Here is an 18,783-nt window from a genome sequence, read left to right as displayed (position 1 = left end):
ATAATCATGAAATTAGGAGTAAGTTCTTATAGTTTGTATCAGGCTATGGCCTCAGGTAACATGAACATTCTTGAGGCCATAGAGTGGGTAGCGGAAAATGGCGGCGAGCACATTGAAATCGTTCCGTTTGGATTCGACTTCGAAAGCAATCCTGAGTTGGAGGATCAGATCCGTGAGAAAGCTGCAGCAATGGGCATTGACGTTTCCAATTATGCGATTGGAGCCAACTTCATCACTGACTCTGAAGAGGCTTATGAAGCAGAAATATCTCGTGTTATTAGCGAAGTAGATCGTGCCAACCGCCTTGGAGCAAAATTGATGCGTCATGACGTAGCTTCCCGCCCAGATACCTCCATTGTGAATTTCAATGAGGATCTGGACCGAATCGCTGTAGCTTGCCAAAGAATTGCTGATCATGCTAAACAATACGGTATTATCACAAGCGTGGAGAACCACGGATATTATGTTCAAGCCAGCGACCGCGTGCAAGCTTTGCTCCACGCCGTTAATCGTCCAAACTTCAAGACGACACTTGATGTCGGCAACTTCGTCTGCGTGGATGAAGATCCTATATCTGCAGTGAAGAAGAACATTCCGTTCGCTTCGATGGTGCATATTAAGGATTTCTATATTCGTCCTGCACACCGCAATCCAGGAGATGGCTGGTTCCCAAGTGCTAGCGGAAACTTCCTTCGTGGTGCGATAAGCGGACAAGGAGATCTTGATTTATGGGAAATCCTCCGCATTGTGAAGCAGTCCGGTTACGATGGATATCTATCCATCGAGTATGAAGGTATGGAAGAATGTACAAAAGGAACTAAAATTGCACTGGATAACGTGAAACGTATTTGGAGCGAAGTTTAATTTTATTACAAAAGGGCTAACTAAGATCACGTTGATCTTAAGTAAGCCCTTTTTCTCTATTCGTTATCCACCTGTACAGTCCTGTTAGTACGTTATTCTCCTTATGCATGAGCACTGCCCGACAAATTTAGACCAATTACCCCGGCAATAATCAACATTAGGCAGATGGCCTTCATCCATGTGAGATCTTCTTTAAAGAAGATCATGCCGATTAACACGATCAATACTGTACCCATACCCGACCATATCGCATATGCTGTGCCTACATTTAAATTTTTAAGTGATATGCCTAGTGAACTGAAACTCAAGATATAGAACACAGCCATACCAATAGAAGGCCACAGTCTCGTATATCCCTCCGATAGCTTCATGAACGTCGTCCCCAATACTTCAAATACGATAGCTATTGCAAGCCACAAGTATGCCATTCCCACCACTACCTTCTAAATATTTTATTTATGGTTACTCTTATCACTACAAATCCCTTCAAGCAGAATGTCTACGACTTGTGTAATACCTTCTATAAGAGTCATTTCCCCAGCCCGGGATACCTGATATTCGATCAACCGATACATGGAGCCAATATACATTTGTACAAATAGGTGAAAATTAAACTCCTTAAGAATACCCTGCTCTACCCCTTCATCTACCAATGCCCGAATACCGATCCAGCCTTCCCTCATATATTCATCGGCATATCTCCAAGCTTCCGGATATCCGTTACGGAGTTCATCTAGCAAACGTACATCTTTCATCGCAATTCCACCGGGCAATATGATCAGGGCTTGCTTCAATTTTTCTAGGGTAGGTAGGGATTCGTCTTCTCTAATTGCAGCTTCAGTTGCCCGCATTTCTCCAATAGATTGCTTGACTAGTGCCAAGACCAGCGATTCCTTGGATTCAAACTGCTGATATAATGTCTTCGAACTGATTCCCAGTCTTGAAGTGATATCCCGTATCGAAAACTTCAACCCGCGATAATCCACCTCGGCGGCGACAGCCTGAAGTATACGTTCTCTCATAATTTAAACTTCGTCTCCTTCATGTTATCCGTATTTGATCTTATACCTCTTGGTAGTGTAGCCCCTCTTTCCGAATGAATAAACCTCGGTATAAAGAATAATGGATACAGCAACAGAAATAAATTAGGGATCCACCAGAAGAGATCAAAGTCTCCACGGATGCTCCAGAAGGCAATGGCTTGCAGCCCTGAACAGAACGTCAAAACCAAGGATATTAAGGCGAGTGACTTCCACGCAGGATTGTCATTGCTCTTCGCGCATAGATACAAGGCTGTCAAACCTGTAGCCGAGATGAATAAATCAAGCGGAAGGAAAGACACATTCCAAGCAACCAGCAATGGATTACTGTAATCCTGATATAAATACTCTTTAGGAATCCATCCAAGAAAAGTGATTCCCCAATAGATGATAAAGCCGACATCCGTTAAGAGCATAAATCTCTTTAAAGTTCTGCTCATTTAGCCGCCTCCATTTGAATAGTTATCAGAAAATACAGAAAACATTTTTGTTTATTTGTTTTCCAGCGTATCAAATTCTTCTCTAAGTGTCAAAGAAAAGGGGACTATATCCCCATCTCATGAAATGTAAAAGAAGGTTACCCTCATGATGGGTAACCTTCTTGAACTGGTTTATTTTTAGACCAGTGCGTTCGCAGTTACAATTGACTGATAAGTTGCATTCACATTAAGCGGTGCCGTTGGCACACCGCTCTGGTCAAAGATCAGACGCTCTGCATCCAATTCTTCTAGCGTAGAGACACGACCTTCTACATAGTCCAGAATTCGATCTCCGGCAGATTGGATCCGAGCCTTCAATCCACCGTAACGGATATCAAGCACTTCCCAGCCAAAGGCTTTGTAGGTGAGCATCCACATTTTGCGATTTGCCAAGCGAAGCTCTTCAACTAAAGAGATTAATTTAGGTAATTCGTCACTGACGATCGAGGTCAATTCTCCCAATTGCTTGGCATCATAATGACGTTTGATACGTACACCCAGCGTCGATTTCACCGATAATACAGCAGCTAGTTTCTCATAGCATGCGAATAACTCATGGAAAGGAGTTGGCATAGTCTCTTTGCATCTGCACCATTTCTTCTCCATCTCAGCATAATATCCCGGCAACATGCTCTCAGTCTCAGCTCCAATATGCCCATCGAACAACCCTATCATTAAATCCTGCCATAGCAGGAATTTAGAAGTGTTAGCCATCCAGTGGTTGCCTTCATCCACACCTGGAACTTCGTCCATATACTTGAGCGAGACCAGCGGTTCAAATAAATCTAAGCCCGTACAAGTCTTCAGACGTTTGGCTAGATGCTCGTCATCCACATCATCTCCATACCCATGTTCTGCAAACAACTGGAGTCCAGCTAAAATGACAAGATGATTCGTTTCATTTCCATTGTCACCCCAAGCAGTCGAAAAGACTTCCTTCAGTCCTTTGTTCTTAGCAGCTCGAAGCGCCGGATGACTTATAGTCCATGTCTTACCGTAATTTGGCACGATAGAATTCCACATATGAATTCCACCTGCAAAGATCGGCAGCGAGCCAAATTTTAGATGCATATCATATATTTTCTCGTAACTTGCTTCATCACCTTTACCATAATCCCAATATACAAACTGAACACCTTCAGGGATTTTATCCATATTCTCGTCCGAAAAATTTGCATTAGGGTTATATAAATGTCCCTGATAATCATTCGCGAGCAGATTGAAATACATGTCGCTCCAAATCATTGGATGCAGCTCATATTTATTTGTGATTTCTAGAACCTTGCTTACGTGTTCATTCATAATTTCAAAGCGGTCACGGAAACCGTGCTCACGTAAATACCGTCCTAATCCAACTTGAAACGCTTCATCCATACCGATATGAATTCGTTTCGAACGGAACGTCTTTGCCGCTGTACCGATCATCTGCTCAATAAATTCATAGGTTTTGGGCTCACTCGGGAGCAAGATATCGTTATGATCCTTGATCTGACTGGCATAATCCCATTTCAATGCATGAGGCAGGTGACCTAGCGTTTGTATGCATGGAATCATTTCAATCCCAAACATATCAGCATAATCGTCACAATCCCTTAATTCTTCAACTGTGTAACGGCCTCGCATGTAGCCGAAGTATGGCAACTCCTCAACCTCATAAGTATCCTCGGTATATATCATCAAACCGTTTAGCCCCATGACCGCCATATAGCGAATAAATTGCTTAATTGTATCCGTTGTCATAACTCCGTTGCGTGATACATCTAGCATCGTCCCATTGAAATCAAATCTCGGCTGTTCCGTTACCTCAAATGAACCGCCTTCTTTGGCATGCTCGACAAATAGTCCAAGCGCACGGTAGAAATGAATCTTATTCTGATAGTGGATACGTCCCTGGCCTTCGCTTAGTGAAACCTTCAGGGGGCCTTCCTCTTGAATTATGTCGATGGTCAAACCTTCATTGTGAAGTTGTAACCCAAGCATATCAGCCAACTGAGCTACGCCTTGCGATATCTCTTGGGTCACGCCGTTTAAATGTATCTTCACTTTCTCTACCTCCTCTAGTCTAATTGTCTTCTTTTATTATGAATAAAAGGGGGCTCCCCTTGTCATCCAAAATGACTTAAAAAGCCCCCCTTTTAGTTACTTAATAAAGACGAAGACCTGTCGTCACAATCTCACATGGACCAACCACCATAGATAAACCACCTACGGCATTCTTCGTTAGAGGCGGCATCGCCTCTTCCAAGATCGTTGTTTTGTAGAAGTGCTCACAAGGAATATCTGTACTTAAGGTAAGCTCCGTTTGTTCTTTGCTCATGTTGTACCAACGTAACATGAGATCTCCACTCTCTTCATTCATCTTCATCGAAGAGAAGGCAAGCTCAGCACTTTCCCATTTAAATGGAGTATATGCTGGAGCAATCGGTCCCTCATGAACGTCGCTTTGGCTTACAGTCCATGGAACTTGGAATTGATATGCTTCAGCGTAAGCGCCGGAAGTCATACCGTCTCCAGTGTGTGGAATAAGCTCCATATGGACAGTATGTTCACCCAGGCATTGTGCTTCTGGTGTAGGGAACAATCCCCAATCGCCTAGTTCTCCCACACTGCGAAGCAATGTGATGGCGATCGTATTACGTCCGTCACGTAGTACTTCATACTCGTTCAGACCCAGGTTCGCAACGGTTAGCCCCGCAGTTCCATCGCTTACGTCAACGAAAGCTTGTTGGTGCTGCGTGTTGCTAGGGTTCTGCCATTCTGGCGCAGGAACATTATCCCGCTCCACAACCTCAAACATTGAATCAACTTGATGTACTGAAGCTTCTAGATCCGTAGGGAACAGCGCCCGAACGCGGTGATCCTTCGCTTGGTTATCCAGCTTCGTCTCGATCTGTACGCCTTTTCCACCTTGCTCCAAGGAAATGACAGTTCGGATCTTCATGATCACAGTACGGCTGCTCCGCTGTGCAGTACGCTCTGGGTAATATACCAGTGCCCGTTGTTCTTCATCTAATTTATCATCTGCTGATGCAGGAATTTCCCACTCATGGGTAACTTCTACCGAAGCGCGATAAGGTGTATCTTCCAGCACGGAGATCCCTGCAGTAAGTCCCTTCGTCGTCAACGTCTTCTCACCATCTGGTTGTCTGTACATATATTCGTTACCGATATCTCCAGTATTCTCATATACCCCTAGATCACTGTAGATGCGGCCTGTTGTTTTGTCTGTGAGTGTGAATGAACCGTCGCCCGCAACATTCACTTTCAACGTAGCATTCTCCATTGTACGGTCTCCCGTGAATAAAGAATCACTTTGAGCTGGAGCTCCTGCTTTCCGTACCCATGCATACGTGCGTATGCCAATAGCTGGAACGTTCTCTGCTTGGAACGTCAGTTTGACCTTACGACACATATAAGGCTGACGGAATTTATCGTCTGGTAAGTCGTAACCAAATAAAAGACCTAAATCTTCCACCGTGCAATTCAGCACATTTCCTTGCTCATCAACCAACAGACGGCCGGAAAGATCAATGTCCTTCATCCGCTGTGCAGTCTCCTCAAGCGTGAAACCTTCCCGCAAATACAAACGGGCAGCATCCAACTCGATCGATACCGTTCCCGTACGGCTCCATCCCGTCGTGTTCATCACGAGTAGTGGTAGCGGGTCTTCGCCAAACTCAGCAAAGCCTGCAGTGTTCACTGCCTCAGCAATGATACGTTTGCTGTCATCGATGATGCTCTCAGCGACATGGCGGCTCTTGTCGAAGCGTGTAACCATCTCACGATGCACTTCATCCACGCTACAACCACAAATACTATCGTGTGGATGGTTCTGCATCAAGGTCTTCCAAGCGTACGTAAACAGATGATGCGGATAGTCTTGTCCCAACACATGAGCGATAGATGCAAGGGGTTCAGCGACCTTCTCTAGAATCGCTTGTCCTTCCTGATTCATCTGCTTCAGGTAGACACGAGCTGACGCGGTATTTACAAGCGTGCCCCAACCATCGGTACGTTGGCTGCGAAGCTCGCCTTTTACCGACGACAATTCACGATCGCTAGCACTTTCAATCGCACGTAGATAATCCGGGAAGTTCGAATGAATGAATTCCGTATCCGGGTACAATTCCTTCGCTTTGCGGATAGCTTCCGGTAGATCAAGTTGCAACGGTTGATGGTCGCAACCATTCATGAACAGAAGTTGATCTGTCGAAGCATATTTCTCTGCATCTGCCAGCTTCTTATCCCAAAATTCTTTGGCCTCTGTTTCATCGGTAGGTACTTCGTTCCCATTAGAATACCAGTTAGCAAACAAAATGCCGAGCACTTTAGATCCATCTGGACCTTCCCAAATCAACTCGGAGAATGATGACTCATAGTCGCCGTCCGATACCATGTTATTGAATCCAGTTGGTTTCACACCACGTCCGAAGAACGCATTGGTGATACCGGATTGCAACATCAACTGCGGGGTTTGTCCCACTAGACCAAACGTATCCGGGAAATAGCCGATCTTTGAAGGCTCGCCGTAACGCTTAGAATCCTGGTGCCCGATCTGCATGTTACGTACGTTCGCTTCTCCACTCGTTAGGAATGCATCCTGCAGAATGTACCATGGGCCGATCAATAGACGTCCCTCAGTAATATATTTCTCCAAACGTTCCTTGTTCTCCGGTCGTACTTGGAGGTAATCTTCTAGGATGATTGTCTGTCCATCAAGATAGAAACTCTTGAATTCCGAGTCCCCATCTAATTTATCCAATAATGCATCCACCAACTGGACTAGACGGACATGATGCTTCTCATAAGGTAGATACCATTCCCGATCCCAGTGCGTGTGGGAAATGATATGTGCGGTTCTTTTGTTAGCCATAACCCAGATGACTCCCCTTTCAAATAAACCCTATTATCATAAGGAAATATCGGCCTCATTAGGCCGATATCCCCTTTGCTCTTCTATTCGTACTAATCGTACTAATTCATCAAAAACTATGCTTCCAAAGGAAACTTTTCCATGTACTCAAGCAACTCATCAACAGTAGTAAAGGCTAGGCCTGTCACTGTATCTGCACAGCCATAGTAAATCGCAATTCGTCCTGTTTCAGCATCTGTTAAAGCCGCGCAAGGGAAGGTTACATTCGGAACATCTCCAACGCATTCGTACAAGGTTTCTGGTCCCATAATGTAGTTACGTGACCGTGCAATAACTTTCCATGGCTCATTAATATCCAAGAGAGCAACACCCATACGGTATACAAAACCGTTACAAGTATTGATTACCCCATGATAAATCAACAACCAACCTTTATCAGTTTCAATTGGAACCGGGCCTGGACCGATTTTCTTGGACTGCCAAGCCGAAGTGTCCCCATCTACTGTACCCATTACATAACGGTGTTTACCCCAGAAAGTAAGATCAGGGCTTACACTGTAGAAAATGTCTCCGAAAGGAGTGTGGCCCGTGTCACTTGGACGGCTGACCATAGCATAATGATCATTGATTTTACGTGGGAAAAGTACACCATTACGGTTGTAAGGCAAAAAGGCATTTTCCAATTGGTGGAACGTTTTAAAGTCGAATGTATAAGCGATCCCGATGGTAGGGCCATGATAGCCATTGCACCACGTAATATAGTAGCGGTCTTCAATTTTGATGACCCGTGGATCATAACGGTATTCGCGCTTAATTATTTCTTCGTCTCCCTCAAAAACGATAGGCTCGTGGTTGATTTTCCAGTTCACGCCATCGTCACTGAAACCAGCGAAAATGTCCATACTGACAGATTTCGAGTCGCAACGGAATACGCCTGCAAACCCACCTTCAAAAGGAACAACTGCCGAGTTGAATACACTGTTAGAGTTCGGAATAGCATCCCGATTGATAATCGGATTTGCGGAATACCGCCATACCGGTGAGTTAGTGTTGGCAGGTTTCTCCTGCCAAGGAATGTTTGACAATTGTTCTCCAATAATTTTGCTCATTTTCATTTCTCCTTTTCATTAGAAGCATTTATATTTCAGGTCCATCCGGATTTGCTTATTATAGTCAGGCTTAGAGAATGCCTTCCTTCATCGCACGATATACAAGCTGTGAGAACAGACTGTTTGACCATGCGAACCATTTGCGGGTGAAAATCGTTGGATCATCTACATGGAATCCTTCATGCATAAATCCTGTATCCGCATCTGTGTTCTCTAGCATAGCGATCATTTCCAGTTTTTCTTCAGCCGACTGAGCTGTAATTCCTTGCATGGAAAGTGCCATGTGCCAAATGTAGTTCTTTGGTGTATGTGGACTACCGATACCTTTAGCCATTTTACCTTCAAAGTAGAATGGGTTCTCTTTGCTCAGCGCAAAACGTCTAGTATTCTGATAAATTTCATCATCTGCACTCACGTAACCAAGGTACGGGATAGACATCAAACCAGGTGTACCTGCGTCATCCATCAAGCAGTAGTTGCCAAAGCCATCTGTTTCATAGGCATAGATAGGTCCAAATTCAGGATGACGATAAATACCATACAACTTGATACCGTAATCCACTTCAAATTCCAATTCCTTCAGCTCAGCTAGGAGTTCCATATCACGGAATACCCATTCTGCAAATTCCTGCATTTGACGAAGTGCCACAACCGCAAACATGTTACCTGGAATGTTATAGTGGAAATCGCAAGCATCGTCACTGGAGCGGAAACCTGACCAGATCATGCCGGTGTAATTGACTGGCATTCCAAGGCCATTGTTACGCAATGAATCCTCAGGAATTCCGTTATTCCGAGTGAATCGATAAGGAGATTTCTCGAAATGATGTTGTTCGGTTTTGAATAGCTCAATGATACGTTTCATAGCCGATTTGAATCCAGCGTCGAAGATATCAGTTAATTCAGTTTCTTTCCAATATGTGTAGGCCAGACGGATAACGAAACATAAAGAATCGATCTCAAATTTACGTTCCCATACCCATGGCGACATTTCAGTAACATCCGTCGTATTCCAATGCCAATCGTTAGCAGACTCGTTGAATGCATTAGCATATGGATCAATATGAATATATTGAATATGACGCTTAATAAGCCCACTGATAATACGTTGTAAATCCTTATCTTCCTTAGCAAACGGCACGTATTGAATTACTTGCTCTACCGAGTCACGCAGCCAAGAAGCTGGGATATCCCCTGTGATGACAAAGGTTGTTCCATCATCCATCAGTTTCGTTGTTGTTTCTAAAGTATTAGGAAAACAGTTTTTGAATAACTGTAATAGTTTCGGTCGATGAGCCAGCTTTTCCTCGGCTTCGGCCAGTACCTCTTGTATTGCTACCGGTAGTGTAAGCTCAGGCATCGGTATTTTTGGAAGTCTGAATTGTTCCATGGTAGTCTCGCTCCTTTAAATTTTATATTAGTAGTTAATTTTAATTGTCTTAATCTCATACGGCGTGAATTGCAGTTCAATCCGACCACCAACATGATCTATCACGTCCATCTCTTGCTCCAAAGCATTGGAGTGGAAGATTTCAGTACACGCCTGAGGCCAATTTAGTTCTACAGTTTCCCGACCACCTGCTGATTCGTAGAATCTTAGGATACTCCCCGTTCCATCTTCAGAAGGTTTAACTGTATCGAGTATAACATGTTGTCCCGAGAACTGGATTAAAGATTGCATATTCGGCAGTGAACCTTGCTTATTCTGAGCTGCTACAACAACTGGAGCATGGTTCAGTTCAGCTGCTTTTCTTAGTGTATGAGCTTGACGCCAGTCCTCCATATGAGGATAAAGCGAATAAGTAAACTCATGCTCGCCAAGATCAGCCGTGACATCTGGCCATTTCGGCGCACGTAGCAATGACAGGCGAATGGTACTACCTTGAATGTCATAACCGTATTTGCAATCATTCAACAAGCTGACACCATATCCGCGCTCGGATACATCAGCAAAACGGTGACCACATACCTCGTACTGCGCCTGTTCCCAGCTAGTATTACGGTGAGTTGGACGTTCCAGCGCACCAAACGGAATTTCATACGTCGCTTTGTCAGTTACCACATCTACTGGGAAGCCAACCTTCAGCAATTTATGAGATTCATTCCAGTTTACCTTTGTCTTGAAATCAATGCGCCCATCATGATGATATAGAATCATGTCTTGTGTAATTTCCGATTGATTCAACTTCCAACGGAAACGCAGCACATCTCGAATAGTTCCAGAACTAAGAAGTTTCATCTCTAGAAGTTCAGCATCTCCAGCTGGTTGCTCTTCATACCGGGTATCAATATCCCAAGCATCCCAAAGCGTTGGACGGTCATGGAAGAAGTGTAATCTATTCGCACTTTCTCCAGGCTTAATTGTTTCTCTGTTCGCTGTTTTATCAAACAGGCTAACAATTTCACCTAGATCATTGAAACGAATACGATAGTATTCCGTCTCCCACTCTTTGCTCAAACTAATCTCATGCTTTGTATTAGAATGAACAAGAACAGCAGCATCTTTCTCATTTCTCAGCCAGATCGTCTTATAACCAAGTGCTGGAACGTTAGGTACACGTACCCAAGCCGTGTTCGCATCATTCGTTGTAATATCCATACCGAGACGTGTTCCTTCTCCGTCATAAACGGCTTGTCCCGTCAATTCATTCTCACTAGCGATTTCAATGACAGCGTCACGAGACCAGCCAAGACTGTTGAATATGATATAAGGCGTACCTTCGCCCTCCGTATTCACCTGTCCTGCTAGCAACTCCAACCCTTGAACAAGACCCTTATTTCCATGTTCAAAAATTTCCGCATATTCCTTCATCGACGTTACATAAGTTTCTGTTATCGCCGAGCCCGGAATAATATCGTGGAACTGGTTGAGCAAAATAAGTTTCCAACCGTCATGTAAAGACTGGCTTGCCTCAAGCTTTTGCTGCGGTTTCATATCTGGCGCTGCAAGTGTGTTCCACAATTCAGCTTCCCGATATAGAACCTCAGCCTTACGGTTGTTCAGCTTATTACGGCCATGTGTTGTATAAGTCCCTCGATGTAATTCCAGATACAAGTCGCCCCGCCATTCAGGAAGCTCTGGTGAGGCTGCCGTAATGCCAGCGAAGAATTCCGCAGCATTACTATATTTACTGACTGGTTGACCAACCATTAGATCTCCACGATTAATGTACTCCAACATTTCGCGAGTGGCACCACCGCCACCGTCTCCATGTCCGTATAGTAACATCTGCTCGTTATGCTTAGCTTTCTCCCGGAAGGACTGCCAATGGTCATGGACATCCTTCGGTAGCGTATTTTCATTAACACCATGATTTAGATAAGACAACATAGGTGTTCCATCAATCCCGACCCAGTGGAACAGATCATAAGGGAATACATTCGTATCGTTCCATCCGAGCTTCGTCGTCATGAAGTACTGAATTCCACCATGCTTCAGAATCTGTGGCAAAGATGCACAGTAGCCGAATGTATCCGGCAACCATTCGATCTCAGATGTCATGCCGAACTCTTCCTGATAGAATCTCTGTCCGTACAGCATTTGGCGCATAAGAGATTCCCCGCTTGGAATGTTCAAATCCGGTTCAACCCACATCCCGCCAACAAGTTCCCAGCGACCTTCTTTAATTCTGTCCTTCACTCTTTCATAAAGTTCAGGATCGTTATCCTTTAAGTAAGCAAACAACTGAGGTTGACTCTGAGCATACTGGTACTCAGGGAATTCATTCATGAGTGCATCTACCGTTGAAAAAGTCCGACTCGTCTTACGAACGGTCTCTCGTACTGGCCAGAGCCAGGCGATATCGATATGTGATTGCCCAACCATGTGGATCGTACCCTCGGCATTTCCGCCGATTTCCCCAGTCTTCTTCTTCAACCGTAATTCTATATCCTTAACGAGACTACCTTCACGAATGGCTTCCTCATCAAGTGCTACAAACTCATCCATGGCAATATATAATGCCTCAATCAAGCGAGTCCGACGGAAATCCTGCTCAGGCAATAACACTGCGGAATCACGGATAACAGTTGCCGTGTACATCAAACTTTGTATTGGACGATTAACGCTAACAATTAAGCTTTGAATCGACCGTATTGGCGGTTGAATAACCGCCTGCTGATTTAACGGGTCCACTGGTTCAGGAATGGGGTCAAACATCTCAATTTCAAGCTCCATTGGCCGTCCTACAACGTCTGCACCTAATGTAACAAATGTATGATTGCGATCTAACCCTTGATATGAATTTCCATTTATACGAAGTATTCCTTCGCCACCACAATTAAATATCAAGCCTACATGGGATTTCAGCCAGTCTTGTGGAATCTCTAAGCGAGAACGAAAAAAGTATGTTGTTCCTTGCTTACTTGGAAAAAGATCAAAATCTCCCCCTGCCGTGTAAGGTGCCACGTCATCGTACTCTCCAGGAAGTTTATATGTGGATGATATGATCTCCCAATCGCGAAATTCACGCTGTTCCAACCATTGAGACTCGGATAGCTCTCGAATAAAACGTTTGATCCGTTCCATCTATATTAATCCTCCTGCACAATTAAAGTTGCATGTAGCGTATCGTTCACGTGTTTCCCTACCAATACGCGGAATTCACCAGGTTCTACAACAGGCTTGTAATCCAAGCCAATATACTCAAGCTGTTCAGCTCCAACTGTGAACTCAACTGTTGTACTCTCACCAGGAGCTAGCGTCACCTTGCGGAACCCTTTTAGCTCTTTGGCTGGTCTAGTTATAACACTGACAGTATCGGAGATATACATCTGTACGACCTCTGCACCTTCCATGTCGCCGGTATTAGTTACTTCTACCGTAACAGTGGCTACTCCATCCGCAGGAATTACTTCCGGCTGGACGGTGAGATTAGAGTAACTAAATTCCGTGTAACTCAGTCCATAACCAAACGGATAACGCGGTTGAGAGTCGTCTTCTAGATAACGTTTTCCTCTAGAACGCTTCCCATTATAATATACCGGAAGTTGCCCAACATGTTTCGGTATAGAGATCGTCAATTTACCCGACGGGTTCACATCACCAAACAAGATATCCGCAATCGCATGACCACCCTCTTGACCTGGATACCAAGCCTCCAGAATCGCATGCGCGTGATCTTCAATCCAAGGTTCTGCAATTGGACGACCGTTTATATAAACTACTACAAGGGGTTTACCAAGTTTATAGATTTCTTGAATCAGTTCAAGCTGAACTCCGGACAGCTTCAAAGACATACGATCTATGCCTTCCCCACAGTCCATATCACTCCAAGAATGATCTGTAACCTTTGAAGCACCTGTCTTCAAATCAATAGATCCTTCACCAAAATCGCGGGCACTGGATCCTCCAACAACCATAACTACCGTATCTGCATCCTTGGCGCAGGTAAGGGCGTAATCAAAACCTTCTTTGGAATCATCCTTAATCCGGCATCCAGGCGCATAAAGAACGCGTCCCGGTTCCTCAGCAAACTTACTACGGATACCACCAAGAACAGTTGTTACCTTAGAGCTAGGTTGCGGTGAAGTATAGTCTCCGAGTTGATTGTAGCCTACATCTGCATTGGGTCCAATGACAGCGATCTTACCAGAAGCTTTGGATAGTGGAAGGATCTTACCTTCATTTTTCAATAGAACAATACCCTCACCGGCAATCTTCCGGGCAAGTGCAGTGTGCTCTTCACTACCAATTACTTTAGCTGCATTCTTTGGATCGGCATACGGGGAATCAAACAATCCCAGTTTGAATTTCAGATTCAGCACACGACGAACTGCAGTATCAACTATCGATGTGTCTAGTTTTTCCTGGCGTACAGCTTCAAGCAAGTACTTCCCGAACATTTCACCAGACATTTCCATATCAATACCTGCGGAGATCGCTTGTACTGCTGCATCCAGCCCACCTTCAGCGGTATCGTGGCCTGTAGCCAGCATATCAATGGCACCACAGTCGGTTATGACCATACCGTCAAATCCCCACTCTGTACGGAGAATATCCTGTAAAAGCTCTCTATTCGTCGTACAAGGCATACCATCAATCTCGTTATAAGCTGGCATAATTGATACAGCGCCCGCTTCCACCGCTTTCTTGAACGGAAGCATATCAACTTCAAGCAATTCTCTCTTACCCATATGAACAGGGCCAGCATTTCTACCGCCCTCTGAGCTACCGTAGCCTACAAAATGTTTCAACGTAGCGACCACGCTATCCTCTTGATCCAATGATTCTCCCTGAAGTCCTTCCACAGAAGCGACCGCAAGCTCACTGATCAAATACGCATCTTCACCGAAGCACTCTTCAGTCCGACCCCAACGAGGATCACGCACTACATCAAGTACTGGAGAATAAGTCGCGGCTCCACCTTGGCTCCGCGTCTCTCTCGCCACAGCACGGCACATTTCGCGATATAGATCTACATTCCATGTGCTACCAAGACTTAGCGGTACAGGGAATACTGTAGCACCAATCGCCATATGCCCATGGGAGCATTCCTCTCCAATCAGGATAGGAATACCCAAACGGGAATGCTCTATAGCATAACGTTGGATTTCGTTAACGGCCTCTGCGCCTTCTTCCGGGGATAATCCAGTCTCGATTGTGACTCCCGTCCACGGATCAGCGCGAAGCACGCCGTACAACGAACCTATACCGCCATTCTTTACCTGTTCCTTGAATTCCTTAGTAAGCTCGATTTTGCCGTCTTTATTCTCATAAGTCTGCCATCCAAATGGTTGGATCAATTGGCCGATCTTCTCTTCCAAAGTCATCAGACTGAGCAAATGTTCCACTCGTTCTGAAGTAGAATTGTTACGATCCTTATAGATCATAGTTGCCTTCTCTCCTTCTTTGAGGACCTTATTCTTTAACAGCTCCTATAGTGAGCCCTGAAATGAAATAACGTTGGAAGAACGGGTATGCAAAGATAATAGGTAACGTAGCCAGAACAACCATCGCCATACGCGAAGTATCTTGAGGCAATGATCTCAAAGCTTCCAAACTCAGCGAGCTATTCGATGCATTTTGCATGATGAATTGCATACTAGTCTCGATACGCATCAACATCGATTGCAATGGCACTAGGTTCGGATTGTCAATATAGAGTAGCGCATTAAACCAGTCATTCCAGTAACCGAGTGTGCTGAACAAACCAATCGTTGCCAGACCCGGTAGGGATAAAGGAAGTACCAATTTGAGGAAAATACGGAACTCTCCTGCTCCGTCAATTTTCCCTGATTCAATAATAGCGTCAGGAACGCTTGTGCTATAGAAAGTCCGCAAGATCATAATGTAGAAGGCATTTACCGCTAGCGGCAAAATCAAAGCCCACACCGTATCTTTTAAACCCATAAGCTGAGTAACTACAATATAGGTCGGAACAAGTCCACCATTAAACAACATCGTGAAGAAGGCAAAGAAAGCGAAGAAGTTACGATATTTGAAGCTCTTTCGCGAAACAGCGTACGCGTAAAAGGACATAAACAGCAAACTGATGATAGTACCTACGACTGTGACAAAAATCGTCACCCCATAGGAACGGATTAATGAATCCCCCATATCAAATACATATTGGTAAGCCGAAAAACTCCATTTTTCAGGAATTAATCTGTAACCATTGTTAGCAAGCGCACCCTCATCTGTTAGGGAAATGATAACTACAAACAGAAAAGGAAATACGCAAAGCAAGGAAAAGATTCCGGCAATGAGGTTAAATGAAATATTCATTGGTGTCGATAGGTTATGAAAATCGCGTTCTTTCTTTTTTCGTTGAGACACACTACTCACTCCCTTCGGTATTTTAGAACAAGGCGTTATCCTTGTCGAATTTTCGTACGATATAGTTTGATGCCATAACTAGAGTAAAACCTACAACCGATTGATACAATCCTGCCGCAGCACTCATGCCAATCTCACCTGTTGTTTTAAGACCACGATATACGTAAGTATCGATAACGTTTGTCACGCCATACAATGTTCCGGAATCCCTTGGTACTTGATAGAACAAACCAAAGTCTGCATAAAATATTTTTCCGATAGCTAGCAATGTCATGATCGTGATGATTGGTCTAAGAAGCGGTAGCGTAATTGCACGAATTTGTTGCATTTTGCTGGCGCCATCGATCATTGCGGCTTCGTAAAGTGATCTGTCGATCCCCATAATAGAAGCTAGATATACAACGCTGTTATAACCGACTGCCTTCCACAAATAAACAAATACTAAAATGAACGGCCAATACTTCGATTCCGAATACCATTGAATCGATTCAATGCCCATTGATTCAAATACTCCGTTCAACAATCCACGGTCTGAGCTCAAGAAACTAAACGTGAAATAACCGACAATGACCCATGAAAGAAAATAAGGGAGGAACATGCCGGTCTGGTATATTTTCGAGAGACGCTTGTTGGTAATTTCGGATAATATGACAGCCAATATTACCGATAAGATGAGTCCAATAAAGATAAATGCAATATTATAGAGCAATGTATTCCTTGTAATCACATAGGCATCATCCGTGCTAAACAAAAATTTAAAGTTGTCCCATCCAACCCATTTACTGTTCACAATGCTGGCCCAGAAGCCATCGCGGCTGAAGCGATATTCCTTAAAGGCTATGACCGTTCCGAGCATCGGTAAATAGGAGAAGAAGAGGAACCACAGTGCGCCGGGAAGAACCATGAATAACATAACTTTATTTCTGTTGATATTTTTGAAAAACTCTCCGACCATTTTCACGTTATATCCCTCCTGAAAGTGTAAATTTCATGAAAAAAAATCGGGCGAAAGGCTATCACCCGCCCGATTTTCTTCATTAATTATTGATATTACTTACCAGTTGCCGCTCTCCACTCATCGATTTGTCTTTGAGCTTCTGCCATAACTTTATCCAATCCAGCAGCTTTGAATTTCTCAATAGCTTTTGGTAGATATTCATCTGGATCAACGGTTCCTGTCATTAATGCTGCCCAATACTCTTCCTTAACGTTTTGAACAGAAGCAAGTTCAGTAGATACCTTCGAAGTATCGAAGTTGAAACCTAGCAATGGAGCATCAATTCCTGATTCATTAAATTTCTTGAATTCATCCCATTTGTTCTCTGGGTCGCCTTCATTTAGGTAAGTAAGCATTACGTTACCAAAAGCAAATGTTGGCATATCATAGTCTTTAGATTTATCTAGATTCTTCATAACGTTTTCACTAACTTTTTCGTAGTGGACGCCTTCAATACCGGAATCGATCATATTACGCAATACCGGATCTGTGTTCAACAGATTAAGGAATTCCATAGCTTTCTCAGGATACTTAGAGTTAGCTGAGATTGCTTGCATTGAACCCATTACAGACCAGTTGTAAATAATTGGGTCGCCAGCTGGTGTAGATACGATTGGGTAACCCATGCTTGTAGACCAAAGGTTATCTGCGAAAGGTTGAGTTGATGCACGGTCTACCAACCACTTGCCTGATTTGTACAAGTCATCTACTGAAGTTACTGTGGATACTTCTGGGGAAACAAATCCCTCTTTGTAGAATGTGCGTACAGTTTTCAATGTTTCTTTTAATTCTGGTGTTTCTAAGATGTTAACCACTTTGTAGTCTTCAGTATCAAGGTAAACAGCCATAGGCAATTTCTCGATAACATAGTCAAATGGCATTACAGGTACGAAATCCTTAACCATTGCATAAGGAGTAACGCCTGGTTCGTTTTCTTTGATCGTCTTCAACAAAGGAATTAGACTTTCCATTGATTTCACATTTGTGATATCCAAGTTGTATTTATCAACGAGTTCTTTGTTGAAACGCCATACTTCTTGAGCTGGAAGCTCTTTGTTAGCCGGTACTCCATAGTTATGACCGTCTACTTTGGAACCTTCAAGGAACGCAGGGTCAAGAGTTGCTACGATGTCTTTACCTTGATTTTGCAACAAATCATCTAATTGCATAAATGCGCCTTTACGTGCGTTTTGCACGTAATCAAACGCCCATGAACATGTAAACATGATATCCATCGGTTCGCCGGATGCAGCCATTACCTGCATTTTTTGCGAATAGTCACCGAAATCGATCATTTTCAATTTGATGGTTGCATTTATTTTTTCTTTGGTATATTTGTTTACTTCCGCCATAACCAAATCAGCATCTTTTTGTGGAGCTCCGACCGTATACCAGATCAATTCAACTGGTTTCTCGGACTTAGATGGTGTTGATCCAGAAGCATTGTTATTGCTCGCCGCATTGTTGTTTCCACCACAAGCAGTGACCAATAGTGTAAGCGCCATCAGCGATGTTAGCAAAAGAGAAAACTTTTTTCTTCTTGTACTCATTATTGAATACCCTCCCTTTGATTAACCTTACTTTTGTTTTTGTCTATGCCCCTTAAGGACTACCTTAACTTTAAATTATGAAAGCATTTTCACA

The 18,783-nt window shown here is 43.8% G+C and carries 13 protein-coding genes; 1 reads left to right on the top strand and 12 read right to left on the bottom strand.

Going from position 1 to position 18,783, the window contains the following annotated elements; translation table 11 throughout:
- The first annotated feature begins 6 nt into the window (after positions 1-6).
- On the top strand, positions 7-864 hold the full coding sequence (locus NST85_RS02690; RefSeq protein ID WP_341188472.1) for a sugar phosphate isomerase/epimerase family protein: 858 nt from the start codon (positions 7-9) through the stop codon (positions 862-864).
- A gap of 101 nt (positions 865-965) precedes the next feature.
- Here NST85_RS02690 and NST85_RS02685 read toward each other — a convergent pair whose 3' ends face one another.
- The 12 genes from NST85_RS02685 to NST85_RS02630 form a co-directional block, all read right to left on the bottom strand.
- Entirely contained in the window at positions 966-1,292 is a 327-nt protein-coding gene (locus NST85_RS02685; RefSeq protein ID WP_341188471.1) for a DMT family transporter, read from the bottom strand.
- 24 nt (positions 1,293-1,316) lie between these two features.
- Positions 1,317-1,886, bottom strand: coding sequence for a TetR/AcrR family transcriptional regulator (locus tag NST85_RS02680; RefSeq protein ID WP_341188470.1), 570 nt, complete (start codon positions 1,884-1,886; stop codon positions 1,317-1,319).
- Positions 1,883-2,344 (bottom strand): DUF5360 family protein, encoded by a 462-nt coding sequence (locus NST85_RS02675; RefSeq protein WP_341188469.1) that lies wholly within the window; start codon positions 2,342-2,344, stop codon positions 1,883-1,885. Before NST85_RS02675 ends, NST85_RS02680 begins: the two co-directional genes overlap by 4 nt.
- A gap of 177 nt (positions 2,345-2,521) precedes the next feature.
- Positions 2,522-4,426 (bottom strand): beta-N-acetylhexosaminidase, encoded by a 1,905-nt coding sequence (locus NST85_RS02670; RefSeq protein WP_341188468.1) that lies wholly within the window; start codon positions 4,424-4,426, stop codon positions 2,522-2,524.
- A 100-nt stretch (positions 4,427-4,526) separates the two neighbouring features.
- Positions 4,527-7,256, bottom strand: a complete 2,730-nt coding sequence (locus tag NST85_RS02665) for an alpha-mannosidase (protein WP_341188467.1) — start codon at positions 7,254-7,256, stop codon at positions 4,527-4,529.
- 116 nt (positions 7,257-7,372) lie between these two features.
- Positions 7,373-8,365 carry a glycoside hydrolase family 130 protein gene (locus NST85_RS02660; RefSeq protein ID WP_127193044.1) on the bottom strand — a complete coding sequence of 331 codons (993 nt, stop codon included), beginning with the start codon at positions 8,363-8,365 and terminating at the stop codon, positions 7,373-7,375.
- Positions 8,366-8,435: 70 nt separating this feature from the next.
- Positions 8,436-9,755: a glycoside hydrolase family 125 protein gene (locus tag NST85_RS02655; RefSeq protein WP_127193045.1), complete on the bottom strand. Its 1,320-nt coding sequence runs from the start codon at positions 9,753-9,755 to the stop codon at positions 8,436-8,438.
- Between the two features lie 27 nt (positions 9,756-9,782).
- Positions 9,783-12,893: an alpha-mannosidase gene (locus NST85_RS02650; RefSeq protein WP_341188466.1), complete on the bottom strand. Its 3,111-nt coding sequence runs from the start codon at positions 12,891-12,893 to the stop codon at positions 9,783-9,785.
- Positions 12,894-12,898: 5 nt separating this feature from the next.
- The gene (locus tag NST85_RS02645) at positions 12,899-15,196 is read right to left on the bottom strand and encodes a glycoside hydrolase family 3 N-terminal domain-containing protein (RefSeq protein WP_341188465.1); all 2,298 of its coding nucleotides are present in this window, start codon (positions 15,194-15,196) and stop codon (positions 12,899-12,901) included.
- 28 nt (positions 15,197-15,224) lie between these two features.
- Positions 15,225-16,091: a carbohydrate ABC transporter permease gene (locus NST85_RS02640; RefSeq protein ID WP_170220211.1), complete on the bottom strand. Its 867-nt coding sequence runs from the start codon at positions 16,089-16,091 to the stop codon at positions 15,225-15,227.
- A 73-nt stretch (positions 16,092-16,164) separates the two neighbouring features.
- Entirely contained in the window at positions 16,165-17,097 is a 933-nt protein-coding gene (locus NST85_RS02635) for an ABC transporter permease (protein ID WP_127193155.1), read from the bottom strand.
- Positions 17,098-17,192: 95 nt separating this feature from the next.
- A complete protein-coding gene (locus NST85_RS02630) occupies positions 17,193-18,689 on the bottom strand; it encodes an ABC transporter substrate-binding protein (protein ID WP_127193049.1) in 1,497 nt (498 codons plus the stop codon).
- Between the last annotated feature and the right edge of the window lie 94 nt (positions 18,690-18,783).

The organism is Paenibacillus sp. FSL K6-2524 (assembly GCF_038005525.1).
GTDB classification, from domain to species: domain Bacteria; phylum Bacillota; class Bacilli; order Paenibacillales; family Paenibacillaceae; genus Fontibacillus; species Fontibacillus anaericanus.
The sequence above is the reverse complement of the archived record's forward strand: the minus strand, read 5'-3'. Positions and strand labels throughout refer to the sequence as shown.

Coding starts and splice junctions, on each gene's coding strand:
- NST85_RS02630 (WP_127193049.1), bottom strand. CDS start 18,689: ATGAGTACAAGAAGAAAAAAGTTTTCTCTTTTGCTAACATCGCTGATG.
- NST85_RS02690 (WP_341188472.1), top strand. CDS start 7: ATGAAATTAGGAGTAAGTTCTTATAGTTTGTATCAGGCTATGGCCTCA.
- NST85_RS02650 (WP_341188466.1), bottom strand. CDS start 12,893: ATGGAACGGATCAAACGTTTTATTCGAGAGCTATCCGAGTCTCAATGG.
- NST85_RS02640 (WP_170220211.1), bottom strand. CDS start 16,091: ATGAATATTTCATTTAACCTCATTGCCGGAATCTTTTCCTTGCTTTGC.
- NST85_RS02675 (WP_341188469.1), bottom strand. CDS start 2,344: ATGAGCAGAACTTTAAAGAGATTTATGCTCTTAACGGATGTCGGCTTT.
- NST85_RS02660 (WP_127193044.1), bottom strand. CDS start 8,365: ATGAGCAAAATTATTGGAGAACAATTGTCAAACATTCCTTGGCAGGAG.
- NST85_RS02635 (WP_127193155.1), bottom strand. CDS start 17,097: ATGGTCGGAGAGTTTTTCAAAAATATCAACAGAAATAAAGTTATGTTA.
- NST85_RS02685 (WP_341188471.1), bottom strand. CDS start 1,292: ATGGCATACTTGTGGCTTGCAATAGCTATCGTATTTGAAGTATTGGGG.
- NST85_RS02655 (WP_127193045.1), bottom strand. CDS start 9,755: ATGGAACAATTCAGACTTCCAAAAATACCGATGCCTGAGCTTACACTA.
- NST85_RS02680 (WP_341188470.1), bottom strand. CDS start 1,886: ATGAGAGAACGTATACTTCAGGCTGTCGCCGCCGAGGTGGATTATCGC.
- NST85_RS02665 (WP_341188467.1), bottom strand. CDS start 7,256: ATGGCTAACAAAAGAACCGCACATATCATTTCCCACACGCACTGGGAT.
- NST85_RS02645 (WP_341188465.1), bottom strand. CDS start 15,196: ATGATCTATAAGGATCGTAACAATTCTACTTCAGAACGAGTGGAACAT.